Source organism: Paracoccus angustae (assembly GCF_042648745.1).
GTDB classification, from domain to species: domain Bacteria; phylum Pseudomonadota; class Alphaproteobacteria; order Rhodobacterales; family Rhodobacteraceae; genus Paracoccus; species Paracoccus angustae.
In genome coordinates this window covers 333,076-358,311 of sequence record NZ_JBHRXY010000001.1, presented here as the reverse complement: position 1 = coordinate 358,311, position 25,236 = coordinate 333,076, and the positions used below count along the sequence as shown (strand labels likewise).

Genomic DNA, 25,236 nt, shown 5'->3' with positions numbered 1-25,236 from the left:
TCCGGCCGGATCAGGTCAAGATCCGATCAGCCCTTGGGACCGATCATCTCCTCGGGGCGGACGACGCGGTCGAAGGTCTCGCCATCCACGAAGCCCAGGGCAATGGCCTCCTCGCGCAGGGTGGTGCCGTTCTTGTGCGCGGTCTTGGCGACCTTTGTGGCGTTGTCATAGCCGATGGTGGGCGCCAAGGCCGTCACCAGCATCAGCGATTCCTTCATCAGCTTTTCGATCCGCGCCACGTTCGCCTGCGTGCCGACCACCATGTTGTCGGTGAACGACCCCGCCGCATCGCCCAGAAGCTGCATGGATTGCAGCACGTTGTAGGACATCATCGGGTTGTAGACGTTCAGTTCGAAATGCCCCTGCGACCCGGCGAACCCCACCGCCGCGTCGTTGCCCATGACATGCGCACAGACCATGGTCAGCGCCTCGGCCTGGGTCGGGTTGACCTTGCCGGGCATGATCGAGGAACCCGGCTCGTTTTCCGGCAGGATCAGCTCGCCCAGGCCGGACCGGGGCCCGGATCCCAGCAGGCGCATGTCGTTGGCGATCTTGAACAGCGAGGCGGCGACCGTTTTCAACGCGCCCGAGAACATGACCATGGCGTCATGCGCCGCCAGGGCCTCGAACTTGTTGGGGGCGGTGACGAAGGGCAGGCCGGTGATCCTGGCGATCTCGGCCGCGATGGCCGTGTCCCAACCTTTCCTGGTGTTCAGCCCGGTGCCGACCGCGGTGCCGCCCTGCGCCAGTTCGTAGATGTCGCCCAGGCAGGCCTTCACCCGTTCGATCCCCTTGGCGACCTGATGGGCGTAACCGCCGAATTCCTGGCCCAGCGTCAAGGGCGTCGCGTCCTGCGTATGGGTGCGGCCGATCTTGATGATGTCCTTGAATTCCTCGGACTTCGCGGCCAGGGCCTTGTGCAGCTTTTCCAGGCCTGGGATCAGCGTGTCGCGCGCCATCATCCCGATGGCCACATGCATCGCGGTCGGAAAGGTGTCGTTCGAGGACTGGCCCATGTTCACGTGGTCGTTGGGATGGACCGGCTTCTTGCTGCCCAGCTCGCCGCCCAGGATCTCGATGGCGCGGTTCGAGATCACCTCGTTGGCGTTCATGTTCGACTGCGTGCCCGATCCCGTCTGCCAGACGACCAGCGGGAAGTTGTCGTCGAACTTGCCCTCGAAAACCTCGGTCGCGGCCTGCTCCATGGCCTTGCCGATGGCCGGATCAAGATCGCCGTTGGCCTGGTTCACGCGCGCCGCCGCCAGCTTGATCGCGCCAAGCGCGCGGATGATCGCGACGGGCTGGCGTTCCCAGCCGATGGGAAAGTTCTGGATCGAACGCTGCGTCTGCGCCCCCCAGTACTTGCTGGCGTCAACCTCCAGCGGGCCGAAGCTGTCGGTTTCGGTGCGGGTCTTGGTCATCGAAAGGCTCCCTCGCGGTTTGGCGCGGTTCTAGCCGCCGCGAGCGGGATAGGCAATTGGTATGCAACGGTATGCCTGGATCGCCGCCAGCGCATCCATGGCCGCAAGCAGCGCCTTGTCCGCGTCTTGCAGCGGCAGGATCGGACGCGGGGGCTGCGCGTCGGTTAGGCCCAGCAGGTTCGCGGCCCGGTGGACCACGCGGAAGCTGCCGGATCGGCGGAACAGCGTCCAAATGGCCTGGAAAGCCGTGTCGATCCGTGCGGTTTCGATGTCGTCGCCCGATTGCGCGGCGCGGACAAGGCGCAGCATCGGTTCGGGCCAGGTGCCGCCCGCGACGCCGTAAAAGGCGTCGGCCCCCGCCAGCATCGCGCCCGCGCAGCCCCAATCGCCGCTGTAGCCGATGGAAAATTCCTCGGGCAGGCGGGCGCGCAGGGCGGCGATCTCGGCCGCGAAATCGCCGTCGGCGGGCAGGGGCATCTTGACCGCGCGAACGGTCGGGATGCCGGACAGCCGGGTCAGCAGGTCGGCAGTAAAGGTGAAATGCGTGGTTGTCGGGTTGTTGTATATGCAGATCGGCAGGTCGCTGGCCTCGGCAATGGCCGAGAAATGCGCGAAGACCTCGCTCTCGGTCAGCGGGGTATAGGAGATGGGCGCGACCAGCAGCGCATCGGCCCCGGCATCGCTGGCATGGCGGGCCAGCGAGACGGCCGTATCCATGCGCAGCGCACCCACGCCAACCACGACGGGCACCCTGCCGCCGATCTCGGCCATCGTTTCCTCGGCCACGGCGCGGCGCTGGTCCGGATCCAGGTAGGCATAGCCGCCGGTGCTGCCCAGCACGCAGACCGAGTCGACCTGCGCATCGGCGGCGCGGCTCAGGATCGCGCGCAGATCGGCGGGGCGAAGGGTGCCGTCGGGATCGGCGGGGGTGATCGGAAACGCGGACAGGCCGTGAAAGGGTCGCATGGTGATCCTGGAGGTTGCCGCGTCCAGATGGTCACGCGGCGGCCGCAATGGCAAGCGTCACGCGAACAGCATCCCGTCCAGTTCATTGCCCGTCTCGTCCACCGGATGGCACCAGACCCTGAAGCCGGTCAGCGCATGAGGACCGAAACTGTTGATCAGGGGCACATCCGCCGCGTCCAGGCCGCGCGCCACGACCACGCGCCCGATGCGCCGCTCGTTGTTGCGCGGATCGAAGGTCCACCACTTGCCGCCCAGGAAAACCTCGATCCAGGCGGCGAAGTCCATTGCCGCGGCGGCAGGCGGCACCCCGATGTCGCCGACATAGCCGTTGACATAGCGCGCCGGAATGTTCAGCGCCCGCAGATAGGCCAGCGTCAGATGCGCGAAGTCGCGGCAAACGGCCACGCGGTCGTTCCGGGCGCTGGCGGCGGTGCGGAACTGCGAAGCCAGCTTGTAATCGAAGACCAGGCTGCCGTTGACGTGATCGACAATGTGCTGGACGCGGTTCCAGCCGGGCGCGAGATGGCCGAACAGGCCCCAGGCCTCGTCGCTGACCAGATCGGTCTCGACATAGCGGGACGCGGTCAGAAAGCCCAGCACCTCGGGGGGCAGCGCCTCGACCGGCCATTCCGGGGCGTCGAAGTCGGCTTCGTCCCGCGTGCCGGGATCGTTGATCGTGATGTCGCTGTAGAGCGTGAAGCTGCCTGCCGGCGCCACCATGCGCCGGCAGACATTGCCGAAACGGTCGACATAGCTTTGGACCGGGACATGGGGCGTCGTCCTGAAATCCTCGGGAAAGACATAATCGCGGTGACGCGCAGTCTCGGGTGTCGTCAGGCTGATCAGCGGCGTGGCCTGCGGCACCTCGATCGTCATCTCGTGCCCGATCCGGATGCGCATCAGGCGACCGTCGCGTCCATCGTGATCTCGACGTTCAGCAGCTTGGAAATAGGGCAGCCCGTCTTGGCCTTCTGCGCCAGTTCCTCGATCCGCGCGCGGTCGCCGTCGGCCGAAATGCGGGTGACCAGATGCGCCTTGGTGACCGCGAAACCGTCGCCGTCCTTGTCCAGGGTGATTTTCGATGCCGTCTCGATCGCAATGTTGCCGATGCCCGCCCCGGACAGCTCGTTGGACAGCGCCATGCTGAAGCAGGCGGCATGGGCGGCGCCGATCAGTTCCTCGGGGTTGGTGCCGGGCTCATCGCCGAAACGCTTGTTGAAGCCGTAGGCCAGGCCGTTCAGCGCGCCCGACTGGGTGGAAACCTTGCCTTGGCCGTCCTTCAGCCCGCCTTGCCATTCGGCCGATCCGCTGCGTGTGAACATGTCTTGTTCCTTCCTGCGTTCATGCTTCAGCACGTCGAACGCCGGGGGCAAGCCTTCGGTTCAGATTTCAGCGGTTCGAGAACAGCCGCTGGTGTTCGGCGATGGCAAAGCGGTCAGTCATGCCTGCGACGTAATCAAGAACAACACGGGCGCATTGCGTCTCGTCCCCCGCCGCCCGGGCGACGCGGCACCAGTGTTCGGGCATTTGGCCGGGATCGTGCAGAAAAAGCGGGAACAGGTCGTTCAGCATCGCCGTGACGTTGCTGCGTTCCACCACGACCGAGGGCGCGCGGTACATGCGCGTGAACAGAAAGGACTTGATCGCCTTGATGTTCTGGTAAAGCGGCTTGGAAAAGCGGATGATCGGCCCGTCCATGTCGCGGATCTCCTGCGCGGATTGCGGCTGCAACCCGGCCAGGCGGTTCTGGGCGACGGCGATCACGTCTTCCACCATGACCCCGAAGACGCGGCGGAGCGCCTCGTAGCGGCGGCGGGTGGGATCGAGGCCGGGGTAAAGGCGGTCTACCTCGGCGAACGCCGGGCCGACCAAGGGCAGTTCGGCCAGTTCAGCTTCCGTGAACAACTCGGCGCGAAGGCCGTCGTGCAGGTCGTGGTGGTTGTAGGCCACGTCGTCGGCCACCGCCGCGACCTGCGCCTCGGCGCTGGCGTTGGTGTGCAGCTCCAGATCCCACTGGGCGTTCACCTCGGCCAGGGCATAGGGCAGGGGACCGGTCACGGGGCCGTTGTGCTTGGCGATGCCTTCCAGCGCCTCCCAGGTCAGGTTCAGGCCGTCGAAATCGGCGTAATGGCGTTCCAGGCGGGTGACGATGCGAAGGGCCTGCGCGTTGTGGTCGAAGCCCCCATAGGGTTCCATCAACGCGGCCAGCGCATCCTCTCCCGTATGGCCGAAGGGCGGGTGGCCCAGGTCATGGGCCAGGGCCACGGTTTCGGCCAGATCCGGGTTCAGGCCCAACGCGCCCGCGATGGTGCGGGCGACCTGGGCCACCTCGATGGTGTGGGTCAGGCGGGTGCGGAAATAATCGCCGCGATACGCCTCGCCATCGTGTTCGACGAAAACCTGGGTCTTGTGCTTCAGTCGGCGGAAGGCCGAGGAATGGATGATGCGGTCGCGGTCGCGCTGCCAGGGGCTGCGGAATGTGGACATGCGTTCCGGGTGCAGCCGCCCGCGGCTGGCTTCGGGATGGCAGGCATAGGGGGCAGTCACGGGGGCATGGCCTTCCTTGCAACGGATGCGGTGGACCCTATATTTAGGGCCTGCCCTCGAAAACGGGAACGCCCCATGAACCTGCCGCCGAAAGTCACCGAACGCGCCTTTGCCCGCCTGGCCGAGATCAACGATTCGGGCGAGGTCCGCCCGTTGCGCGTGGCCGTGGCAGGCGGTGGCTGTTCCGGCTTTCAATACGACATCCGCCTGGACCGGGCCGAGGCCGACGATCTGGTGCTGGAAGGCGCGGGCCAGAAGGTCGTCGTTGATCCCGTTTCGCTGCCCTATCTGGCGGGGGCGACCATCGACTTTGCCGATGAGCTGATCGGCGCGCGTTTTGTCATCGACAATCCGAACGCTTCCAGCAGCTGCGGCTGCGGCACGTCCTTCTCGATTTAGCCGCCTGCGCGGCCGGGCTTCGATCTAGGGGCAGACCCGGCTGCGGGTGTCCAGTTCCGTTTCGGTCCGGCGCAGCCCGGGTGCGGGCAGGCGGTTGAAGTCGCTGCGCGGAAAGGCGTCGAAGTCGTCGCGCAGATCCTGAAGGCCCGGCGCGGGCAGCAGGTTCAGAGCCTCGCGGTTCTCGTCGCGCTTGTCGATCTCGGTTGTGACGGTCAGGCCCTGGCAGATGTCCAGCGGGCCAGAGGAAGCCACCCTGACCTGTCCGTCGCTTTCGATCAGCCGGACGATATGGCCCTGCCTGCGTGCGACCCCCGCCTCGAAGGTCAGCGGCCGGTCCAGGCCGATCCACTCGGTTCCCGGTCCGAACAGTTCGTCCTCGCCCTGCCAGTCGCGGCCATGGGCAAAGCGGACCGTCCAGGTGCCGGGCGGCACCAGCAGGCGGAAGAACGCGCCGCCGCGGATATAGCCCGCCATCACGGGATCGCCCCCCTCGGTGGGGGCCAGGAAGACGACGTAATCCTGCCCGGGCATGGTCTTGACGACCAGGGGAAGGGTCGCGGGCAAACCGCTGCGGTTCCACATCAGTCCGGCGGGCAGCCTGTCCTGGGCCCAGGAGGGCAGGGCCAGGGCAACCATCAGCAAAAGGGCGAACAGGCGGCGCATGGGGGTGAACGCGTGTATCCCGCCCATGGTTGCCAATCGCGGGGCGGCGGATAAAGATGCGGCCATGAAAATCGCGACATTCAACATCAACGGCGTCAAGGCCCGCATCCAGGCGCTGACCGACTGGCTGGCCGGATCGGCGGCCGACCTGGTCGTCTTGCAGGAAATCAAGTCCGTGGACGAGGCCTTTCCCCGGTCCCATTTCGAGGATCTGGGATGGACGGTCGAAACCCACGGGCAAAAGGGCTTCAACGGCGTGGCGATCCTGTCCAGGCTGCCGCTGGAGGACGTGGCCCGCGGGCTGCCCGGCGACGAAGGGGACGAACAGGCCCGTTACATCGAGGCAACGGTGGTGGGCACCCGGGCCGTCCGCATCGCGGGGCTGTATCTGCCCAACGGCAACCCGGCGCCGGGACCGAAATACGATTACAAGCTGGCCTGGATGGAGCGCCTGCGCCAACGCGGGCTGGACCTGCTGGCCAGCGAGATGCCGGTGGTGATGGGGGGCGATTTCAACATCATCCCCGAACCCCGCGACGCCGCCCGCCCGCAGGCCTGGGCCGAGGACGCGCTGTTCCTGCCCGAAAGCCGCGCGGCCTTCCGCCGGATCGTCCATCAGGGCTGGACCGACGCCGTGCGCATCCGCGATCCCTGGGCCACGCGGGGGCCCTTTACCTTCTGGGACTATCAGGCCGGATCCTGGTCGCGCGACGACGGCATCCGCATCGACCACCTGCTGTTGTCGCCGCAGGCCGCCGACCTGCTGGTGGAAACCGGCATCGACAAGGAAGCCCGCGCCGCCGAGAAGCCCAGCGACCACGTTCCCGTCTGGGTCAGGCTGGCGGCCTAAAGCACCAGCACGCCCGAATGCTTGGCCTTGTGTTCGGGTTCGACATGGATGGTGATCTGCGCGTCGTCCAGGCGGTGCTTCAGCGCGGCCTCGATCCGGTCGCAGATCGCGTGGGCCTCGGAAACCGAGGTCTCGCCGTCCACCACAAGATGAAAGTCGATGAATGTCATGCTGCCCGCGTGCCGGGTGCGCAGGTCATGCGCCTCGATCGCCCCATGCGCCTGGTCCGAGATGGTGCTGCGGATCGCCGTCAGCACGTCGTCCGACACCGCCTCGTCCATCAGCCCGCCCAGCGAGGCGGTCATCACCTTCCACCCGGACCACAGAATGTTGACCGCGACCACCGCCGCCAGGATCGGGTCCAGGATCGTCTGGCCCGTCACGATGGCCAGCAGCACGCCCACGATCACCCCGCCCGAGGTGACGACATCCGACAACAGGTGCTTGCCGTCGGCCACCAGCGCCGGGGATTTCAGCTTGCGGCCCTGGCTCAGCAGCACCCAGCACCATGCCGCGTTGATCGTGCTGGCGGCGACGTTGATCAGCAGGCCCTCCAGCGGCGCGTCCAGCGCGCGCGGCGCCATGACGCCGCGAAAGGCTTCCTCCAGGATCAGCAGGGCGGCCACGATGATCATCACGCCTTCCAGAACGGCGCTGAGGAACTCGGCCTTGTGGTGGCCGTAAGGGTGGCCCTGGTCCGCCGGCCGCTGGGCGATCCGGATGGCGACAAGGGCGGCAAGCGCCGTGGCGACATTGACCGTGCTTTCCAGCGCGTCCGACAGCAGCGCGACCGAACCCGTCACCCGCCAGGCCAGCGTCTTCAGGCCAAGCACGACAATGCCGACCACGATGCTGCCCAGGGCGATCTTCAAGGTGCGGTTCATGGCGGCGGTCCTTCGATGCTGCCCCTTCCGTCGGGGGTGCATCTGGCAGACGGCGCGGCTTGTTGCAACTGGAAAGGGCGGTGGACCTCGGCCCTTGGCCGGGCTATCCGCTAGGCCATGCAAGCCCTTGCCCTGTACGTCCTGGCCGCGCTGGCCGAGATCGCCGGATGCTTTGCCTTCTGGGCCTGGTTCCGGCTTGGGCGGTCCGCCTTGTGGCTGGCGCCGGGCATGGCCTCTTTGGCGCTGTTCGCCTGGCTTCTGTCGCTTAGCCCTGCCAGCCAGGCGGGCAGGGCCTATACGGCCTATGGCGGCATCTACATCGCCGCCTCGCTGGCATGGCTGTGGCTGGCCGAGGGGCGGCGGCCCGACCCGTGGGATCTGGGGGGCGCGGCGATCTGTCTGGCGGGCGCGGCCCTGATCCTGTGGGGACCGCGCGCCGCCTGAGGGTCTCAGCGGTCGCCGTCGTCGGGATATTCGTCGTCATCCCCGAAGCGGGCGTCGTCGGCATATTCGTCCTCGCCCTCGTTCACGTACTTGCCGCTGAGCGCGATGGAGTGGTTGTCATGCGTCGGATCCATGACCACGTCCGAGGGGATCTCTCCGGCCAGCCATTCGCGCAGTTCCTCGCGGATCTCGGACGGTTCCTGGCCTGTCGTTTCGGCCAGATAGGCCACAAATGCGCGCTGGTCGCCGTCGATCTCGTCCAGGTCCGCCTCGTCCACCTCGGGCCATTTCTCGACGATCGCCTCGTAGAAGGCGGCCCAGTTCTGTTGCACGTGGTGCCATTTCATCAGTATCCGCCTCCCATCGACGATTGCGCCCAAGTCGCGATGCCGGTGATGTCCTCTCCGACGCCTGCGACCGTGTTGCAGCCAGCCAGCACCATGCAGGCCAGCAGCGCTCCAATCACTGCTCTCATTCCTCTGCCTCCTGCCACCACAGCTCGGGCATGAAGCCCGGCCAATCTCCGTAGAGTGGCGTTGTCCGGGCAGGATACCGCAGGTCCGCGGCATGGGCCAGCCGCGAGACCGGCGAGAACCCGACCGGCACCACATAACGCCCTGCGGTCAGAATTCGATCCAAGGCGCGGACGGCGGCGGTAAAATCGGTTGCAGTTTGCGAATTCACCATGGCCGTGATCACCGATTCCGCGGCCGGGCTTTTCATCCCCATCCAGTTGCGGCTGCCCGGCTGATCGGCCGCGGCCGATCCCCAATAGAGAAGCTGCTCGTTGCCCGGCGACAGCGACAGCGCGCGTTCGTACCAGGTCATGTCGAACTGGAATTCGTTGGTGCGTTGCACGAACTGCGCCGGATCCAGCAGGGTGATGCGCGCCCGCATCCCCAGGTTCCGCAGCGCCTGCACATAGATGTCTGCGATCTGCTGGGTTTCGGACGCGGTGCGCATCGCGGTGCCGGACTGGTTGAGAAGGATCTCGAAGGCGAAGGGCCGGCCTTGAGCGTCTTGCAGCACGCCGTCCCGCACCGTCCAGCCCGCTTCCTCCAGCAGCCCGATGGCGCGGCGCAGGCCCGTGCGGTCCAGGGCGCGGTCCGATCCCTCGGGCAGGACATAGCCTTCGACGGTGCCGGGCGGCAGGTCGGCGGCGAAGGGTGCCAGCAGGTCGGCCTCTCGTCCCGTGGCGGGGCCGGGCCGCATCGCCAGGTCCGAATTGGCGAAATAGGACGTGATGCGCCGGTCCTTGCCGCCGTTCAGCGTCGCGTTGATGAAGCGGAAGTTGAACGCCTCGATCATCGCCTGCCGCACCCGCCAGTCGGCGAACAGCGGGTTGCGGGTGTTCATCACCAGCCCCATGATCCCCGAAGGGCGGCCGTTGGGGATCTCGGATTTCAGGGCGTCTCCCCGCCGCATCAGGGGAAAGCCGTATTCCTGTTCCCACCTGAGCGCGGACAGCTCTCGCCAGACCGTGACCTCGCCCGCCTTGAACGCCTCGAACATCGCGTTCGCATCGCCGAAGTAATCGTAGCGGATCACATCCAGATTGTTGCGCCCCCGGTTCACCGCCAGTTCCCGGCCCCAATAGTCCGGGTCGCGCCGAAAGGTGATCGAGCGGCCGGGATCCACGCGGTCCACCACATAGGGCCCCGATCCGACCGGCGCCTCCAGGCTGGAGGCCGAGAAGTCCTTCCCCTCCCACTGCGCCTTTTTCAGGACGGGTCGCAGGCCCATCAGCATCGGCAGCTCGCGGTCGGTTTCGGTGAAGGTGATGCGCAAGCTGCGCTCGCCCGTCCGCTCCATCTTGGCGACCTTGGCCCAGGCCGCGTGATAGCGCGGGTGCCCCTGCGTTCCCAGCGTCTGAAAGGACCACATCACGTCTTCCACCGTGACCGGGCTGCCGTCGGAAAAGCGCGCCTCGGGACGCAGGGTGAATTCGACCCAGGACCGGTCGGGCGCGGTCTCGACCGACCGGGCCAGCAGCCCATACAGGGTGAACGGCTCGTCAAGGCTGCGATACATCAGCGTCTCGGCGACATGGACGCCTATCGCATATGCAGCATTGCCCTTGAGCACCCAGGGTTTCAGCGAATCGAACCCGCCCGGTTCGGCCAGGCGAATCGTTCCGCCTTGCGGCGCGTCAGGGTTGACGTAGGGCAAGGCGGCGAATCCTTGGGATAGCGCCGGTTCGCCATACATGGCAAGGGCGTGGACCCCTTCCGCGCGGGCCCAAAGCGGCAATGATGCAACACCTGAAAAAGCGCCCAATATTAGGCACAAGACGCGTATAGTCGCGGATTTGTTAAGGTTTCTTAAGATCTTCATCGCCCGTCTGCCCGATTTTCTTCTTTTCGATACAAATTCAACTGACTTGCCGGAAGATCGTCAATGTCAGGTGAGACTTATTCGTTGGACTCTGGCGGGCTTTGGCGTATAAATACCTTACTGCTCGATAGGTTTCTTGCCTGTATGAAACCTGCCTCATGACTAGCGCCCGCCTTGTGCGGGCGTTTTTTTTTGCCCATGCTGCACCTGCAAACCGGGGTCCACGGCGTCCCCGGGACATCACGGGCAACAGGTGTGAGGCACGATGTTCGAAAGATTTCTAGGCGGTAAAACGGCAATCGTGACGGGTTCTAACTCGGGCATCGGGCTTGGCGTGGCGCAGCGGCTGGCCAAGGCCGGGGCCGACATCGTCCTGAACAGTTTCACCGACCGCCCCGAGGATCATGCGCTGGCCCGGAATCTGGCTGAGGAACATGGCGTAAGTGTCCGTTATATCAAGGCCGACATGTCCAAGGGCGAGGAATGCCGCGACCTGATCCGCCAAGCCGGGCGCTGCGACATCCTGGTCAACAACGCGGGCATCCAGCATGTCGCGCCGATTCCCGATTTCCCGGTCGAGAAATGGGACGCGATCATCGCCATCAACCTGACCTCAGCCTTTCACACCACCGCCGCGGCCCTGCCGATGATGCGCGCCGCAGGCTGGGGACGGGTCGTCAACATCGCCTCGGCCCATGGACTGACGGCCAGCGCCTTCAAGTCGGCCTATGTCGCGGCCAAGCACGGGATCGTGGGCTTTACCAAGGTGACGGCGCTGGAAACCGCGCGCGAGCAGATCACCTGCAACGCCATCTGCCCCGGCTATGTCCTGACCCCCCTGGTCGAGGCGCAAATCCCCGACACGATGAAGGAATACAACATGACGCGCGACGAGGTGATCCGCAACGTCATGCTGGAACGCCAGCCATCCAAGGAATTCGCCACGGTCGAGCAGATGGGCGACACGGCCGTGTTCCTGTGCAGCGACGCGGCCGCCCAGATCACCGGCACGACGATCAGCGTGGACGGCGGCTGGACGGCGCTTTAGGCGCCGTCACGCGCAGCTTTCGCAGAACCGGCGGATCCGGGACACGGCCTCGGTCAATTGCCGATCACTGGTGGCGTAAGAGATGCGGAAATGCGGCGAAAGGCCAAAAGCCGCGCCGAAGACCACCGCGACGCCTGTTTCCTCCAGCAGGGCGTTGGCGAACGCCTCGTCGTCGCTGATGGCGATCCCCCCGGCCGACGTCTTGCCGATCAGACCCCTGATGGAGGGATAGACATAGAAGGCCCCCTGCGGCACCGGGCATTCAATGCCGGGGCAGGCGTTCAGCCCGGACACCACCAGATCGCGGCGGCGCTGGAACACGGCCCGGCTTTCGGTGACGTAGTCCTGCGGCCCGGTCAGCGCGGCCTCGGCCGCATACTGGCTGATCGAACAGGGGTTGGACGTGGACTGCGATTGCAGCTTGGCCATCGCCTTGATCAGCGATTCGGGCGCCGCCCCATAGCCGATGCGCCAGCCGGTCATGGCATAGGCCTTGCTGACGCCGTTCATCGTCAGCGTGCGATCCTTCAACCGGGGTTCGACCTGCGCGGGCGTCACGAACGCGAACCCGTCGAAGACCAGATGTTCATAAATGTCGTCGGCGAGGCACCAGACCTGCGGATGGCGCAGCAGCACGTCGGTCAGCGCCTGCATCGCGTCCCGGTCGTAGCCCGCGCCCGAGGGATTGGACGGCGAATTCAGGATCAGCCATTTCGTGCGCGGCGTGATCGCCGCCTCCAGCGCCTCGGGGGTCAGGCGGAAGCCCTGGTCCAGGCCGCATTCGACGACCACCGGCGTGCCGCCCGCCAGCAGCACCATGTCGGGATAGCTGACCCAGTAGGGCGCGGGGATGATCACCTCGTCGCCCTCATCCAGCGTCGCAAGCAGGGCGTTGAACAGGATCTGCTTGCCGCCCGTGCCCACGGTGATCTGCGACGGGGCATAGTCCAGTCCGTTTTCCCGCGCGAACTTGTCGCAGATCGCGCGTTTCAGCGACGGCGTTCCGTCCACGGCGGTATAGCGCGTGTGGCCCGCGTCGATCGCCGCCTTCGCGGCGTCGCGGATATGGGGGGGCGTGTCGAAATCGGGCTCGCCCGCCGACAGGCCGATGATGTCGCGGCCCTGGGCGCGCAGCCCGGCCGCGCGGGTGGTCATCGCGATGGTGGGCGACGGCTTGATCCGGGACAGGCGGTCGGACAGAAAACCCATGGGCGGCCTCGGCGGTTTGAATGGCGTCGCCGCATGGCTTATGCTGCCCGGACCGGGACGACAAGCGCAGGCAGCGCGCCGCATGAGGAACGACAGAATGCATGAAACCGCCGAGATCCGCCTGCGCCGCCTGACCATGCGCAGCTGGCGCCGGGGCATGAAGGAGATGGACCTGATTCTGGGCCATTTCGCGGACGGTTCCCTGGCCGACCTGTCGCCCGCGGATCTGGATGCCTACGAGGCCGTCCTGAGCGAGAACGACCAGGATCTGTATCTGTGGATCACGGCCCGCGTGAACGGCGGCGGCAACCGCGGCCCTGCGACGATCTCTGCGATCCTGGACAGGATCGCGGCCCATGCGGCAGAGCGGCTGCGGCCAATTCGCTAGAATTTTCTCTAATCCCTTGCGGAAGTTGCGTCGCATTAACTGAAGATTTTGATTTTCAGGGCAATGATGCGGTCATGTCGAACAAATCAGGACCGCGAGACGCCATGATTTCCCCCGCGCCGCGCGATATGCGCCCCCAGGCCGACGTTCAGGCCCTGCCGGATCTGGCAGACACGACCGAAGCCTATCTTGAGTCCTTGCAGCTTCTGGAACGGCTGCACCGGCTGATGCTGGATCTGGTCAAGGACGAATTCGAACGCCTCGGCCAGCACGACCTGACCCCGGTGCAGGCGATGATCCTTTACAACCTCGGCGAGGCCGAGGTTTCGGCGGGCGAATTGCGGTCCCGCGGCATGTATCAGGGGTCGAACGTCAGCTATAACCTGAAGAAGCTGGTCACGATGGGCTATGTCCATCACGAACGCAGCGACCTGGACCGCCGGTCGGTCCGCGTCAAGCTGACGGCGGAAGGCCAGGCGATCCGCGACATGGTCCACCGGCTGTTCCTGCGCCATGCCGAAGGTCTGGCCATGTCCGGCGTTCTGGAAGACCCGCCCCTGGAGCAGGTGAACCTGCAAAGCCGCCGGATCGAGCGGTTCTGGCTGGAACAGATCCGCTATATCTACTGACCGGCGGCGGCAGGCCTACCAGTGGCCGGTGTTTTCCATGCTGGCCCAGGGTTCCGCCGGCGGCAGGGGATCGCCTTCTTGCAGCAGTTCAATCGACACGTTGTCGGGGCTGCGCACAAAGGCCATGTGCCCGTCGCGCGGCGGCCGGTTGATGGTGACGCCCGCATCCATCAGCTTCTGGCACAGCTCGTAGATATTGCCGACGCGATAAGCCAGATGGCCGAAATGACGGCTGTCCGAGGGCAGCCCTTCGTCACCGTCCCAGTTGTAGGTCAGCTCGACCGGGCATTCCGGCTGGCCGGGCGGGGCCATGAAGACCAGCGTGAAGCGGCCCTTGTCGTTGTCGACGCGGCGCGTTTCCTCCAGCCCCAGCAGCTTGAAGAAGGCCATGGTCTTGTCCAGATCCTTCACGCGGACCATCGTGTGCAGGTAACGGATATTCACGGAGATCTCCTTGTCTTGCCGCGGATCGTCCGCAGCTTGGCACGGCGGGCGGCAGGGTGCAAACCGCCTAGCGGCGGCGCAGGAATTCGAACAGCACGCAGCCGGGCTCGGCAGGGCGCAGCGGGACCGAGCCCAGGCAAAGCCAGTCAGCTTCGTCGAACTCCGGGAAGAACGCGTCGGCGTCCGGCACCGTGAGGTCCACCTCGGTCAGCAGCAGCCGGTCCGCCGCAGGCAGCAGCGCGCGATAGATGCCCGCCCCACCGATCCCGTACACGCGCCGATGACCCGCCCGTTGCGCGTGATCGACCGCCGCGCCGGGCAAGGGAAAAACCTGCTCGGCAACCGCCGGGTCCGAGGACACGACCAGATTCAGGCGGTTCTTCAGTGGCTTGACCGGCAGGCTTTCCCAGGTCCGGCGGCCCATGATCACGGCGCCGCCTATGGTTTCGCGTTGGAAAAAGGCCAGATCCTCGGGCGCGCGCCAGGGGATGCCCTTGTTCTTGCCGATGGCGCCGTTACGGTCGCGGGCAGCGATCAGGGTCAGCATGGGCTATACCGCCACCGGGGCCTTGATGGCCGGATCGGGGTCATAGTTCAGCACTTCGACATCCTCGAAGCGGAAGTCGAAAATGGAATCGACCTGCCGGCGCAGGCGCAACTGGGGCAGGGGCTTGGGGGTCCGCTCAAGCTGGGTGCGCACCTGATCCAGGTGGTTGCTGTAGATATGCGCGTCGCCGATGGAGTGGATGAAATCGCCCGGCCGGTAGCCCGTCACATGCGCCAGCATCACCTGCAACAGCGCATAGGAGGCGATGTTGAACGGCACCCCCAGGAACATGTCCGCCGACCGCTGGTAAAGCTGCAAATGCAGCTTGCCCCCCAGGATCCGCACCTGCCACAGCGTGTGGCAGGGCGGCAGCGCCATGTCCGGCACGTCGCCGGGGTTCCAGGCCGAAACGATCAGGCGGCGCGAATCGGGCGTCCTGCGGATCGCCTCGACCAGATCGGCGATCTGATCGACATGGCCCGCGAAGAACAGCGGGCGTCCATCGGCGTCCAGCCCGCTGGGCACCAGCTTGGGAAAGCGGCGCCATTGGCGGCCATAGACCGGACCCAGGTCGCCGTTCTCGTCCGCCCATTCGTCCCAGATCGAGACGCCGTTTTCCCGCAGATAGCCGATATTCGTGTCGCCCGACAGGAACCACAGCAACTCGTGGATGATCGACTTGAGGTGCAGCTTCTTCGTCGTGACAAGCGGAAAGCCCTCGGCCAGCGGATAGCGGCATTGCAGCCCGAAATGGCTGATCGTGCCGGTTCCCGTCCGATCGGAACTTTCCTGCCCCTGCTCCAGAACCGTCCGCAAGGCGTCGTGATACTGCCGCATCTCACACGTCCAGTTCTTCGGCGAAGCGGGCGTTTTCCTGAATGTATTCGAAGCGCAGCTCCGGCTTCTTGCCCATCAGCCTTTCGACCAGATCGCCGGTTTCGCCGCCTTCGTCGTCGTCGATGCTGACGCGGATCAGCTTGCGCGTCCTGGGGTTCATCGTGGTGTCCTTCAGATCCTTGGCGTCCATCTCGCCCAGGCCCTTGAAGCGTTGCACGTCGATCTTGCCCTTGCCGCCCAGGCCCTTGGCCAGCATCCGTTCCTTTTCGGCGTCATCCGCGACATAGACGCGATGCGCCCCTTGCGTCAGCCGGTAAAGCGGCGGACAGGCGAGATACAGGTGCCCCTTGTCGATCATCGGCCGCATCTGCGTGAAGAAGAAGGTCATCAGCAGGCTGGCGATATGCGCGCCGTCCACATCGGCGTCGGTCATGATGATGACCTTGTCATAGCGCAGGTCGTCGACGTTGAACCTGGAGCCGATGCCGACGCCGAGGGCCTGGCAAAGATCGTTGATTTCCTGGTTGGCGCCCATCTTGTTCGATGCCGCGCCCAGCACGTTCAGGATCTTGCCGCGCAAGGGCAGCAGCGCCTGGTTGGTCCGGTCGCGCGCCATCTTGGCGCTGCCGCCCGCGCTGTCGCCCTCGACGATGAACAGCTCGGTCCTCTCGCGGCTGGTGGCGCTGCAATCAACCAGCTTGCCCGGCAGGCGCAGCTTCTTGGTGGCCGTCTTGCGGGCGGTTTCCTTTTCCTGCTTGCGGCGCAGGCGTTCCTCGGCCCGCAGAACCAGGAAGTCCAGGATCGCGCGCGCCGATTTCGTGTCCGCCGCCAGCCAGGTGTCGAAATGGTCGCGCACGGCGTTCTCGACCAGCCGCGCGGCCTCGGTCGTGGCGAGGCGGTCCTTGGTCTGGCCGACGAATTCCGGCTCTCGGATGAAGCAGGACACGAGCGCGCAGCCGCCGGTCAGCAGATCCTCTCGCGTGATGTTGGCGGCCTTCTTGTTGCTGACCCGCTCGCCATAGGCGCGCACGCCCTTCAGGATCGCGGCCCAGAAGCCGGCCTCGTGCGTGCCGCCCTCGGGGGTGGGGACGGTGTTGCAATAAGACTGGATGAAGCCGTCGCGCGAGGGCGTCCAGTTGATCGCCCAGTCCACCTTGCCCGGCGCGCCCTGGCGGCGGAAATCGACGCTGCCCGCGAAGGGGCGGTCGGCATAGGTGCTGGCGCCGTGCAGCGTCTCGGCCAGGTAATCGGCCAGGCCGCCGGGAAAGTGGAAGGTCGCCTCGCGCGGGGTTTCGCCGTCGTCGATCTCGGACTTCCAGCGGATCTCGACGCCGCTGAACAGATAGGCCTTGGACTTCACCATCTTCAGCAGCCGCGCGGGCTTGAAGCGGTGATGGCCGAAGATTTCCTCGTCGGCGTGAAAGGTGACGGTGGTGCCGCGCCGGTTCGGGGCGGCGCCGATCCGCGCCACCGGCCCCTGCGGGATGCCGCGAGAGAACCGCTGTTCGAACAGTTCCTTGTTCCGCGCGACCTGCACGATCATGCTGTCCGACAGCGCGTTCACGACGGACGCGCCCACCCCGTGCAGCCCGCCCGAGGTCTGATAGGCGTCGCCCGAGAACTTGCCCCCCGCGTGCAGGGTGCACAGGATCACCTCGAGCGCGGACTTGCCCGGAAACTTGGGATGCGGGTCGATGGGAATGCCGCGGCCGTTGTCGCGGATGGTGACGCTGTGATCGGCCAGCAGCTCGACCTCGATCCGGCTGGCATGGCCCGCCACCGCCTCGTCCATCGAGTTGTCGAGGATTTCCGCCACCAGATGATGCAGCGCGCGTTCGTCGGTTCCGCCGATATACATGCCGGGGCGCTTGCGCACGGGTTCCAGCCCCTCCAGCACCTCGATCGAGGCGGCGGAATAGCTGTCGGTCGCGTCAACGGCGGAAAGAAGGTCGTCGGCCATGGGGTTCTGCTCTTGTTTTTCGGCTGGGGGACTATCTCATGCCGGGCGCGACAAGGCCAGCCGGGTCAGGCGGTGTCACGCGGCCATTCGGCCGCGCCACGGTGCCCGCACCCGACTTGTCCAATGCGCGTCCCGACAGTTCGCCCGGATTGAGCACAGCATCATGGATCGTCTCGACCATGTTGGCCGAGGGCAGCAGCCAATCGCTCATGATCTGGTTGCCGCGCAGGTGATCAAGCACGGGCAGCGCGCGATACCTGGCGCGCCGCTGCGATTCCATCGCCTCGTCGCGGGTCGCGTATCGGTGCTGCCCTTTGTCCGTCGCCTCATCGGTGACAAGATAGCCGACCAGTTGCGAGTTCGTCGGGATCGCCACCGGCTTGCCGCGAGAGCGTTCACGAATCTTATGCGGCTTGCGCAGCTCGGTCATGGTGAAGATGTGGTTGGTCAGCAAGCGGGTCGTGGCAGACGCCTGAATGCCTAGGGTGTTGCACATTCTGATGTCATTTCATGATCACTCCGGTTCTGCCAGACGTGCTTCCCACATCCTGCGGAAGGCTGGACGGGTTTGGCAGCGTTCCAGCCAGGCCATGGTTGCCGGAAACTGCCCCATCAATTCCCCATACCCTTGGGCATAGCGCAGAACCTCGGCCATGTTCAGATCGGCCACCGTGAAGCGCGTCCCGACCAGATGTTCGTGGGTCGCCAGATGCTCTTCGATCACCGTCAGGGGCCGGATCAGCCGTTCGGCGGCATTGGCGACAAGCGCCTGATCCTCGCCCGATTGCAGGCGGGTCCGGGCGTGCAGGAACAGGATGGTCAGGGCGTCGGGCTCGACGCTGGTGGCGGCGTAGAAGCTCCACTGCATCATCAGCGCGTCCTCGGCCAGATCTGCCGGGCCAACGGCGCCGCCATGCTTGCGGGCCAGATACAGGGTGGCGGCCAGCGACTCGGACAGGATCAGGCCGTCATCCTCTATCACCGGGATCGCGCCCGCGGGCGACAGCGACAGGAAGGCCGGGGAATGCGTGTTCGGCGGCGCGTCGGGCGCATCGGGATCGGCCAGGCGGTAGGCCTGGATCACCGGGATCTGCCGGAACGCCAGCCCGATTTCGTGGCACAGCCAGATGATGCGCGAGGCGCGCGAACGGGTGACGCCGTGGATGGTCAGCATGGAAGGCTCCTTCTGTCAGACGGACGGTATGCCACCTGCATGAGGCAGGAAAGCGCCATGAACCGATGCTGCGCAAGGCGGAAGGCCGCGACGATCCTGCCCAGGCGAAAGTGGCTGTGCCGCCCGGACAAGGGCGGGCCGCATTTGACGCAGGTCAAGGAATCGCCCGGGCATCCGGTCTAGACCGGCCCTCGCGAAACAGGAGCGACTTTCAAAATGTCCAATTCCGAATTGGACCACCCCAGCCTTTACGCCAAGCGGGAACCGATCTTTCCGAAACGCGTCAAGGGGCGGTTCAGGAACCTCAAATGGATCGTCATGGCCGTGGCCTTGACGATCTATTACGTCATGCCCTGGATCCGCTGGGACCGGGGTCCGTCCATGCCCGATCAGGCGGTCCTGGTCGATCTTGCCGACCGGCGCTTCTTCTTCTTCTGGATCGAGATCTGGCCGCACGAATTCTATTTCGTCGCGGGCCTTCTGGTCATGGCGGGATTGGGGCTGTTCCTGTTCACCTCGGCCCTGGGCCGGGTCTGGTGCGGCTATGCCTGCCCGCAAACGGTCTGGACCGACCTGTTCATCCTGGTCGAACGCTGGATCGAAGGCGACCGCAATGCCCGCATCCGCCTGCACCGGCAGGCCTGGGACGCCCGGAAGTTCAGGCTGCGGGCCGCGAAATGGGCGGTCTGGATGGTCATCGCGCTGATGACCGGCGGGGCCTGGATCTTCTATTTCACCGACGCGCCGACGCTGCTGCGCAACCTGCTGACGGGCCAGGCCCATCCGGTGGCCTATATCACCATGGCGATCCTGACCGCGACGACCTTCTTCTTCGGCGGCTTCGCGCGCGAGCAGATCTGCATCTATGCCTGCCCCTGGCCGCGCATCCAGGCCGCCATGATGGACGAGGACACGCTGACCGTCGCTTATCGCGAATGGCGGGGCGAACCGCGCGGCAAGACCAATGTCCGCCACCGCGGCCCGGCCGTGGCCGAAACCGCCGCGGCCGCCAGCCATGCCGCGGGCCCCGTTGCGGGCGGGCAGTATCCGGCGGTGCCCTATCCGGGCGTGCGCACCGGCGTCGGCGGGCCGATCCCGGCCGACCCTTCCGGCGACTGCATCGACTGCATGGCCTGCGTGAATGTCTGCCCCATGGGCATCGACATCCGCAACGGCCAGCAGATGGAATGCATCACCTGCGCGCTGTGCATCGACGCCTGCGACGAGATCATGGACAAGATCGGCAAGCCGCGCGGCCTGATCGACTACATGGCGCTGCGGGACGAAACCGCCGAACGCGCCGGGGCCAAGCCGAAGCCCGTCTGGAGGCACGTCCTGCGTCCTCGGACCGTGCTGTATTTCACGCTGTGGTCCGGCATCGGGGTCGCGCTGGTCGTGGCGCTGTTCATCCGCTCGCCGTTGGAACTGAACGTCTCGCCGGTGCGCAACCCCCTGTTCGTCACCATGTCCGACGGCGCGATCCGCAACACCTACGAGGTCCGCTTGCGCAACAAGCAGCAGGAAACGCGCGCCTTCCGCTTCGATGTCGAGGGCGCCGACGGAGTGGCCGTCGCCGTCGAAGGCGCCCCCTCGGGCGCGGTCGATGTGCCCGCGGACGAGACGCTGAGCCGCAGGCTGTATGTCACGGCGCCCGCGGGATCGGCGCTTGCCACGGCGGCAACGACTCCGCTGGACCTTGTGGTCCGGGACGAAACCGACGGAACCGCCGCGACGGTCGGCACCATCTTCCACGGAAAGGGCCAATGACATGGCAAGGGAACTGACGGGCCGCCACGTCCTGATCATCACGCTGGCCGCCTTTGGCGTCATCATCGCCGTCAATGTCGTGATGGCTTTTCTGGCGGTGGGCAGCTTTCCGGGACTCGAGGTGCCAAACAGCTATGTCGCCTCGCAGGAATTCGACCGCGACCGGCAGGCGCAGCAGGATCTGGGCTGGACGGCCAGGGCCCGCCATGCGGGATCCGAGCTGACCATCGAGATCCTGGACCGGCAGGGGCGGCATCCGGTTCTGCGCGACTTTTCGGCCACGATCGGCAGGCCCACGCACAAGCGCGCGGATGTGACGCCCGGCTTCACCGTGGCGGGCGGCGTTTATCGCGTTCCCCTGGATCTGGAACCGGGGGCCTGGATCATCCATGTCCAGGCCGTGGCCGAGGACGGAACGCCGTTCCGGCAGCGGCTGAACCATCATGCGGGCGCAAGGGCGAAATGACATGGCCGACCTGACCGCATCGGGCTTCAGCGCCTGCCCCGCCTGCGATGCCGCCCCCCTGGCGCAACGCCTGGCCGACCGGGCCGATCATGCCGACGGAACGCTGATCCTGTCGCTGCCCTCCGCCCATTGCGCGACCTGCATCACCGATGTGGAAACCGCGCTGGCGGCCCATCCGGGCGTGCGCGGCGCGCGCGTCAACCTGACGCTGCGCCGCGTCACCGTGGACGCGCCGGGCCTGAGCGCCGACGACCTGATCCCGGTCCTGGCCCGTGTCGGCTACGAGGCGCACGAGCTTGACCCCGACGCGCTGTCGGCCACCGCCGCCGACCGGCAGGGCCGCGACCTGCTGATGCGCATCGGCGTGTCGGGCTTTGCCATGATGAACATCATGATCCTGTCGGTCGCCGTCTGGTCGGGGGCCGAGGCCGCGACCCGCGACCTGTTCCACTGGATCAGCGGCGCCATCGCGCTGCCCACCGTGTTCTTCGCGGGCCAGCCCTTCTTCCGCAGCGCCTGGTCCGCGATCCGGGCGGGCCGCCTGGGAATGGACGTGCCGATCTCGCTGGCCCTCGTGCTGGCCAGCGCGATCTCGGTCTTCGAAACGACGCAGTCGGGGGAACACGCGTATTTCGACGGCGTGACCATGCTGTGCTTCTTTCTGCTGATCGGGCGCTATCTGGACCACCGCACCCGCGCCATCGCCCGGTCCGCCGCCGCCGAACTGACCGCGCTGGAGGTTCCCCGCGCGACCCTGCTGGCGGAGGGGGCGGAACAGGTGGTGCCCATCGCCTCGTTGCGCCCGGGCGACCTGATCCGCGTGCGCCCCGGCGCCCGCGTGCCCGCGGACGGCGAAATCGTCGAAGGCCGGTCCGAGATCGACCGCGCCCTGCTGACCGGCGAGACGCTGCCCGTGCTGGCGGCCCCCGGCCAGATGCTGTCGGCGGGCGAGGTCAACCTGACCGGCCCCCTGACCCTGCGCGTCACGGCGGCGGGCCGCGATTCCTCGCTTGCGCGCCTGACCGCCCTGGTCGAGGCCGCCGAGTCCGCGCGCGGGCGCTATACCTCGCTGGCCGAGCGCGTCGCCAAGGCCTATTCGCCCAGCGTGCATGCGATGGCGCTGACCAGCTTTGCGGGTTGGATGTGGGCCACGGGCGATTTGCGGCTGGCCGTCAACATCGCGGCGGCGGTGCTGATCGTGACCTGCCCCTGCGCGCTTGGCCTGGCGGTCCCGGCGGTCGCGACGGCAGCCTCGGGGCGGCTGTTCCGGCGCGGGCTGCTGATCAAGAACGGCACCGCGCTGGAACGCCTGGCCGAGGTCGACACCGTGGTGTTCGACAAGACCGGCACCCTGACCATGGGCCGCCCGGTCCTGGTCTCGGCCGCGCCGCTGCCCGCCGATCTGCCCCCCGTGGCCCGCGCGCTGGCCGAGGCCTCGGCCCATCCCCTGTCGCGCGCCCTGGCCGAGGCCCTGGCCGACCGGCCCCTTGCCGAGCTGTCCGACGTGACCGAGCATCCGGGCTTTGGCGTCTCGGCCCGCTGGCAGGGGCGCATGGTCCGGCTGGGCCGTGCCGACTGGCTGGGGGTAGGGGACGATGACCGCGCCCTGCCAACCAGCGCGACCTGGCTTGCGGTCGAAGGGCAGACCCCGGTCCGGCTGGATTTCACCGACGCGTTGCGGCCCGGCGCTGCGGATTGCGTGGCGATGCTGCGCAAGGCGCGGATGCGGGTCGTGCTGGTTTCGGGCGACCGCCAGGCGGCGGTGGCGGACCTGGCCGCCCGCCTGGGCATCGGGGATTATCGCGCGGGGGTCGATCCGCAGGGCAAGGAGGCGATAGTGGCCAGCCTAGCCGCCAAAGGCGCGCGCGTGCTGATGGTGGGCGACGGGCTGAACGACACGGCGGCGCTGGCCCGCGCCCATGCCTCGATCTCGCCCGCAAGCGCGCTGGATGCCGCGCGGGTGGCCAGCGACATGGTGCTGACCGGCAACGACCTTGCGCCCGTGGCCGACGCGGTGGTGACCGCGCGTCGCGCTGTCCGGCGGATCCGCCAGAACTTCGCGATCTCGATCGCCTACAACATCGTGGCGGTGCCGCTGGCCGTCGCCGGAACGGTGACGCCGCTGATCGCGGCGCTGGCGATGTCGCTCAGCTCGATCACGGTGACGCTGAACGCGCTGCGGCTGCGCGACGGAAAGGATTAGCTCGTGGAAATCCTGTCCATCCTCATCCCCGTGTCGCTGGGCCTTGGCGCGGCAGGCCTTGCGGCCTTTATCTGGGCCTTGCGGTCCCGCCAGTTCGAGGATCCGAAAGGCGACGCCGAACGGATCCTGTCCGACCAATGGGACGACCGGCCGAGGCCCGACTAGCAGGCCGGGACACGAAAAAAGGGGCAAGGTCATCCTTGCCCCTTTTTCCCCATCACTGACGGCGTTTCCTACTGTCCCACCACCTGGCATTCCTGCGACCGGCTGGCGAAGCGTTCGCAGACCAGTTCCGCATTGGCCCGCGTCAGGTTCGCGAAGCTCGGCTGAAAGCCGCGCCTGGTGTCGGCCACATGGCGCGCCGCCCCTTCCAGGATGGCGCCGTCCTGCAAGGCGCTGCGCAGCAGCAGGCGCTCGGCCTCGGCCTTGGAGGTGAACATGCCCAGCGTCACGCCCCAGCCACGTCCGCTGCCCGCGGGACGCGACACGATTTCCAGCGCCTCGGGCTCGGCAAGGTCGCCCTCGCCCATCGCGGCGAGGATCACCGTTTCCGAGCGGGGCTTCGGCGCGGGCGAGGCCAGCAGCGACATCGAGGCTCCGCCATCCTGCGGCACGGCCTCGGCCACGGCGCGGGCAATCGCCTCGGGTTCGGCACCGGCATTGGTGATCGCCGCCGCCGTGCTGGCGGAACGGGACCGCGGTGCGGGGGCAGGGCGGAGGGATTGTTGCAGGACCGGGGCCACCAGGCTGGCCGAGGGCGCGGCAGGCTCGGCCTGTGCTGCCGCGGCCACCTGGGCGGGCGCTGCGCGGCGGCTGACGGGACGGGCGCTTGCGGCCAGCGTCAGGCGGCCGGTGGCGACCGGCTCGGCCTCGCGCGCGGCCTTGGGCTGCGGGGCGGGGGCCAGGGCCGCGGTGGAGGCCTGGGCAGGGCGGCTGACGCGCGCCGGAGGGGCCGAGGCCGTCAGCACCAGCCGTTGCGGGTCGGGCTGCGTCGCGGCGGCAGACGGCTCGATCTGGGCGCGGCGCACGACGCGGGTCGCCAGCAGGGCGGGCGCCTCGGGCCGGACTTCGCGCACGCGGTTCGGCACGCGGCTGAAGCCCGCGTCCAGCAGCTGCGCCATGACCTGGTTGCGATGCGCGGTCGAGGTGCCGCCCAGCACGGTCGCCACCAGCCGCTTGTTGCCGCGCTGCGCCGAGGCGGTCAGGTTGAAGCCCGCCGCACGGGTATAACCCGTCTTGATCCCGTCCGCGCCCTGGTAGGAATCCAGGAACCGCTTGTTGGTCGAAGCCACCTGCGCGATCCCCGCATCCGCCGACCGGCGCGAGAAGATGTTGTAATATTGCGGGAAATCGTAGAACAGCCGCCGCCCCAGGATGGTCATGTCGTGGGCGGTCGAGTAATGCCCTTCCTGCGTCAGCCCGTGGGCGTTGCGGAAGTTGCTGTTCCGCATCCCCAGGGCGCGCGCCATCTGCGTCATCTGCTGGGCAAACGCCGCTTCGGACCCAGCCAGCCCTTCGCCGATCGCTGTCGCCGCGTCGTTTGCCGACTTGATGGCGGCGGCGCGGATCAGATAGCGCAGCTCGATTCGCTGACCGGCCTTCAGGCCCAGCTTGGACGGCGGTTCGGACGCGGCGTTGGTGGACACGGGAAACTGCGAATCCAGCCGGACCTGCCCGCGTTCGATGGCGGTAAAGGCCATGTAAAGCGTCATCATCTTGGTCAGGGACGCGGGGTGCAGCCGCGTATCCTCGTTCTGCTTGTAGATCGGCTGGCCGGTCCGCGCGTCGATGACATAGGCGGCGAAGGGGGCAGCCGACAGGCTTGCCGGGGCCAGAACGGCCAGCAAGAGGATAGCCCACAGCCGGGCTGTTTGGGAAATACGGATCACTGTCGCGGTCTCTCTGCCTCTGGCGGCATGTCGTTTGTCGCATGCCATTGCTTAACAATTGGATAATAGCACGGCATTTCCTGCCATGTAACCGTTCATTTGCGTTATTTTCCTGCGCCCGATCCGGCCCGGGCGGGCTTTTATCGGCGGCAAAATCGACTATATTG

At 66.7% G+C, this 25,236-nt stretch carries 28 protein-coding genes; 10 read left to right on the top strand and 18 right to left on the bottom strand.

Annotated features, from left to right (window positions below):
- Positions 1-26 precede the first annotated feature (26 nt).
- From fumC to ACFOM8_RS01735, 5 genes are all read right to left on the bottom strand, one after another.
- Positions 27-1,421 carry a class II fumarate hydratase gene (gene fumC / locus ACFOM8_RS01755; protein ID WP_377758734.1) on the bottom strand — a complete coding sequence of 465 codons (1,395 nt, stop codon included), beginning with the start codon at positions 1,419-1,421 and terminating at the stop codon, positions 27-29.
- Positions 1,422-1,451: 30 nt separating this feature from the next.
- On the bottom strand, positions 1,452-2,387 hold the full coding sequence (locus ACFOM8_RS01750) for a dihydrodipicolinate synthase family protein (RefSeq protein ID WP_377758732.1): 936 nt from the start codon (positions 2,385-2,387) through the stop codon (positions 1,452-1,454).
- Positions 2,388-2,444: 57 nt separating this feature from the next.
- Complete coding sequence (locus tag ACFOM8_RS01745; protein WP_377758730.1) at positions 2,445-3,287, bottom strand: transglutaminase-like domain-containing protein; 843 nt, start codon at positions 3,285-3,287, stop codon at positions 2,445-2,447.
- Positions 3,287-3,709: an OsmC family protein gene (locus ACFOM8_RS01740; protein ID WP_377758728.1), complete on the bottom strand. Its 423-nt coding sequence runs from the start codon at positions 3,707-3,709 to the stop codon at positions 3,287-3,289. Before ACFOM8_RS01740 ends, ACFOM8_RS01745 begins: the two co-directional genes overlap by 1 nt.
- Before the next feature lie 67 nt (positions 3,710-3,776).
- Positions 3,777-4,934: a deoxyguanosinetriphosphate triphosphohydrolase gene (locus tag ACFOM8_RS01735; protein WP_377758727.1), complete on the bottom strand. Its 1,158-nt coding sequence runs from the start codon at positions 4,932-4,934 to the stop codon at positions 3,777-3,779.
- A 75-nt stretch (positions 4,935-5,009) separates the two neighbouring features.
- Between ACFOM8_RS01735 and ACFOM8_RS01730 the strand changes: the two genes are divergently transcribed.
- A complete protein-coding gene (locus tag ACFOM8_RS01730; RefSeq protein WP_377758725.1) occupies positions 5,010-5,333 on the top strand; it encodes a HesB/IscA family protein in 324 nt (107 codons plus the stop codon).
- Between the two features lie 24 nt (positions 5,334-5,357).
- Here the strand turns inward: ACFOM8_RS01730 and ACFOM8_RS01725 are convergent, their stop codons facing one another.
- Positions 5,358-5,996, bottom strand: coding sequence for a hypothetical protein (locus tag ACFOM8_RS01725; protein WP_377758723.1), 639 nt, complete (start codon positions 5,994-5,996; stop codon positions 5,358-5,360).
- Positions 5,997-6,060: 64 nt separating this feature from the next.
- Here ACFOM8_RS01725 and xth point away from each other — a divergent pair, with 64 nt between their 5' ends.
- On the top strand, positions 6,061-6,846 hold the full coding sequence (gene xth / locus ACFOM8_RS01720) for an exodeoxyribonuclease III (protein WP_377758721.1): 786 nt from the start codon (positions 6,061-6,063) through the stop codon (positions 6,844-6,846).
- On the opposite strand, the gene ACFOM8_RS01715 is transcribed toward xth, so the two are convergent.
- Complete coding sequence (locus ACFOM8_RS01715; RefSeq protein ID WP_377758719.1) at positions 6,843-7,730, bottom strand: cation diffusion facilitator family transporter; 888 nt, start codon at positions 7,728-7,730, stop codon at positions 6,843-6,845. The two genes, xth and ACFOM8_RS01715, sit on opposite strands and share 4 nt — an antisense overlap.
- 117 nt (positions 7,731-7,847) lie before the next feature.
- Between ACFOM8_RS01715 and ACFOM8_RS01710 the strand changes: the two genes are divergently transcribed.
- The gene (locus ACFOM8_RS01710; protein ID WP_377758717.1) at positions 7,848-8,174 is read left to right on the top strand and encodes a YnfA family protein; all 327 of its coding nucleotides are present in this window, start codon (positions 7,848-7,850) and stop codon (positions 8,172-8,174) included.
- A 5-nt stretch (positions 8,175-8,179) separates the two neighbouring features.
- Here ACFOM8_RS01710 and ACFOM8_RS01705 read toward each other — a convergent pair whose 3' ends face one another.
- From ACFOM8_RS01705 to ACFOM8_RS01695, 3 genes are read right to left on the bottom strand one after another with little or no spacing between them, the layout of a single operon-like run.
- The gene (locus tag ACFOM8_RS01705; protein ID WP_377758715.1) at positions 8,180-8,521 is read right to left on the bottom strand and encodes a hypothetical protein; all 342 of its coding nucleotides are present in this window, start codon (positions 8,519-8,521) and stop codon (positions 8,180-8,182) included.
- Positions 8,521-8,649, bottom strand: coding sequence for a hypothetical protein (locus tag ACFOM8_RS01700; RefSeq protein ID WP_377758713.1), 129 nt, complete (start codon positions 8,647-8,649; stop codon positions 8,521-8,523). Before ACFOM8_RS01700 ends, ACFOM8_RS01705 begins: the two co-directional genes overlap by 1 nt.
- Positions 8,646-10,382, bottom strand: coding sequence for an extracellular solute-binding protein (locus tag ACFOM8_RS01695; RefSeq protein WP_377758711.1), 1,737 nt, complete (start codon positions 10,380-10,382; stop codon positions 8,646-8,648). The genes ACFOM8_RS01700 and ACFOM8_RS01695 overlap by 4 nt, the downstream gene beginning before the upstream one ends.
- A 391-nt stretch (positions 10,383-10,773) precedes the next feature.
- On the opposite strand from ACFOM8_RS01695, the gene ACFOM8_RS01690 reads away from it, so the two are divergent.
- Positions 10,774-11,556 (top strand): 3-hydroxybutyrate dehydrogenase, encoded by a 783-nt coding sequence (locus ACFOM8_RS01690; RefSeq protein ID WP_377758709.1) that lies wholly within the window; start codon positions 10,774-10,776, stop codon positions 11,554-11,556.
- Positions 11,557-11,562: 6 nt separating this feature from the next.
- On the opposite strand, the gene ACFOM8_RS01685 is transcribed toward ACFOM8_RS01690, so the two are convergent.
- A complete protein-coding gene (locus ACFOM8_RS01685; RefSeq protein ID WP_377758707.1) occupies positions 11,563-12,765 on the bottom strand; it encodes a pyridoxal phosphate-dependent aminotransferase in 1,203 nt (400 codons plus the stop codon).
- 97 nt (positions 12,766-12,862) lie between these two features.
- Between ACFOM8_RS01685 and ACFOM8_RS01680 the strand changes: the two genes are divergently transcribed.
- Together ACFOM8_RS01680 and ACFOM8_RS01675 are read left to right on the top strand one after the other, a co-directional pair.
- Complete coding sequence (locus tag ACFOM8_RS01680; protein ID WP_377758705.1) at positions 12,863-13,153, top strand: succinate dehydrogenase assembly factor 2; 291 nt, start codon at positions 12,863-12,865, stop codon at positions 13,151-13,153.
- Between the two features lie 128 nt (positions 13,154-13,281).
- Positions 13,282-13,782: a MarR family winged helix-turn-helix transcriptional regulator gene (locus ACFOM8_RS01675; RefSeq protein WP_377759169.1), complete on the top strand. Its 501-nt coding sequence runs from the start codon at positions 13,282-13,284 to the stop codon at positions 13,780-13,782.
- A gap of 15 nt (positions 13,783-13,797) precedes the next feature.
- Here the strand turns inward: ACFOM8_RS01675 and ACFOM8_RS01670 are convergent, their stop codons facing one another.
- The 6 genes from ACFOM8_RS01670 to ACFOM8_RS01645 form a co-directional block, all read right to left on the bottom strand.
- Positions 13,798-14,226: a VOC family protein gene (locus ACFOM8_RS01670; protein WP_377758703.1), complete on the bottom strand. Its 429-nt coding sequence runs from the start codon at positions 14,224-14,226 to the stop codon at positions 13,798-13,800.
- Positions 14,227-14,293: 67 nt separating this feature from the next.
- Positions 14,294-14,773: a dihydrofolate reductase gene (locus ACFOM8_RS01665; RefSeq protein WP_377758701.1), complete on the bottom strand. Its 480-nt coding sequence runs from the start codon at positions 14,771-14,773 to the stop codon at positions 14,294-14,296.
- 3 nt (positions 14,774-14,776) lie between these two features.
- Entirely contained in the window at positions 14,777-15,610 is an 834-nt protein-coding gene (locus ACFOM8_RS01660; RefSeq protein ID WP_377758699.1) for a thymidylate synthase, read from the bottom strand.
- A 1-nt stretch (position 15,611) separates the two neighbouring features.
- Positions 15,612-17,570 carry a DNA topoisomerase IV subunit B gene (gene parE / locus ACFOM8_RS01655; RefSeq protein ID WP_377758697.1) on the bottom strand — a complete coding sequence of 653 codons (1,959 nt, stop codon included), beginning with the start codon at positions 17,568-17,570 and terminating at the stop codon, positions 15,612-15,614.
- 31 nt (positions 17,571-17,601) lie between these two features.
- Positions 17,602-18,066, bottom strand: a complete 465-nt coding sequence (locus ACFOM8_RS01650; RefSeq protein WP_377758695.1) for a hypothetical protein — start codon at positions 18,064-18,066, stop codon at positions 17,602-17,604.
- 18 nt (positions 18,067-18,084) lie between these two features.
- Positions 18,085-18,744 carry a glutathione S-transferase family protein gene (locus ACFOM8_RS01645; RefSeq protein ID WP_377758693.1) on the bottom strand — a complete coding sequence of 220 codons (660 nt, stop codon included), beginning with the start codon at positions 18,742-18,744 and terminating at the stop codon, positions 18,085-18,087.
- 216 nt (positions 18,745-18,960) lie between these two features.
- Between ACFOM8_RS01645 and ACFOM8_RS01640 the strand changes: the two genes are divergently transcribed.
- From ACFOM8_RS01640 to ccoS, 4 genes are read left to right on the top strand one after another with little or no spacing between them, the layout of a single operon-like run.
- Positions 18,961-20,511 (top strand): RdxA/RdxB/FixG family protein, encoded by a 1,551-nt coding sequence (locus ACFOM8_RS01640; protein WP_377758691.1) that lies wholly within the window; start codon positions 18,961-18,963, stop codon positions 20,509-20,511.
- Between the two features lies 1 nt (position 20,512).
- Positions 20,513-20,977 carry a FixH family protein gene (locus ACFOM8_RS01635; protein ID WP_377758689.1) on the top strand — a complete coding sequence of 155 codons (465 nt, stop codon included), beginning with the start codon at positions 20,513-20,515 and terminating at the stop codon, positions 20,975-20,977.
- A 1-nt stretch (position 20,978) separates the two neighbouring features.
- A complete protein-coding gene (locus ACFOM8_RS01630) occupies positions 20,979-23,180 on the top strand; it encodes a heavy metal translocating P-type ATPase (RefSeq protein ID WP_377758687.1) in 2,202 nt (733 codons plus the stop codon).
- A 3-nt stretch (positions 23,181-23,183) separates the two neighbouring features.
- Entirely contained in the window at positions 23,184-23,345 is a 162-nt protein-coding gene (ccoS, locus tag ACFOM8_RS01625) for a cbb3-type cytochrome oxidase assembly protein CcoS (RefSeq protein WP_377758684.1), read from the top strand.
- A gap of 68 nt (positions 23,346-23,413) precedes the next feature.
- Here ccoS and ACFOM8_RS01620 read toward each other — a convergent pair whose 3' ends face one another.
- Positions 23,414-25,069 carry a D-alanyl-D-alanine carboxypeptidase family protein gene (locus ACFOM8_RS01620; protein ID WP_377758682.1) on the bottom strand — a complete coding sequence of 552 codons (1,656 nt, stop codon included), beginning with the start codon at positions 25,067-25,069 and terminating at the stop codon, positions 23,414-23,416.
- Positions 25,070-25,236: the final 167 nt, after the last annotated feature.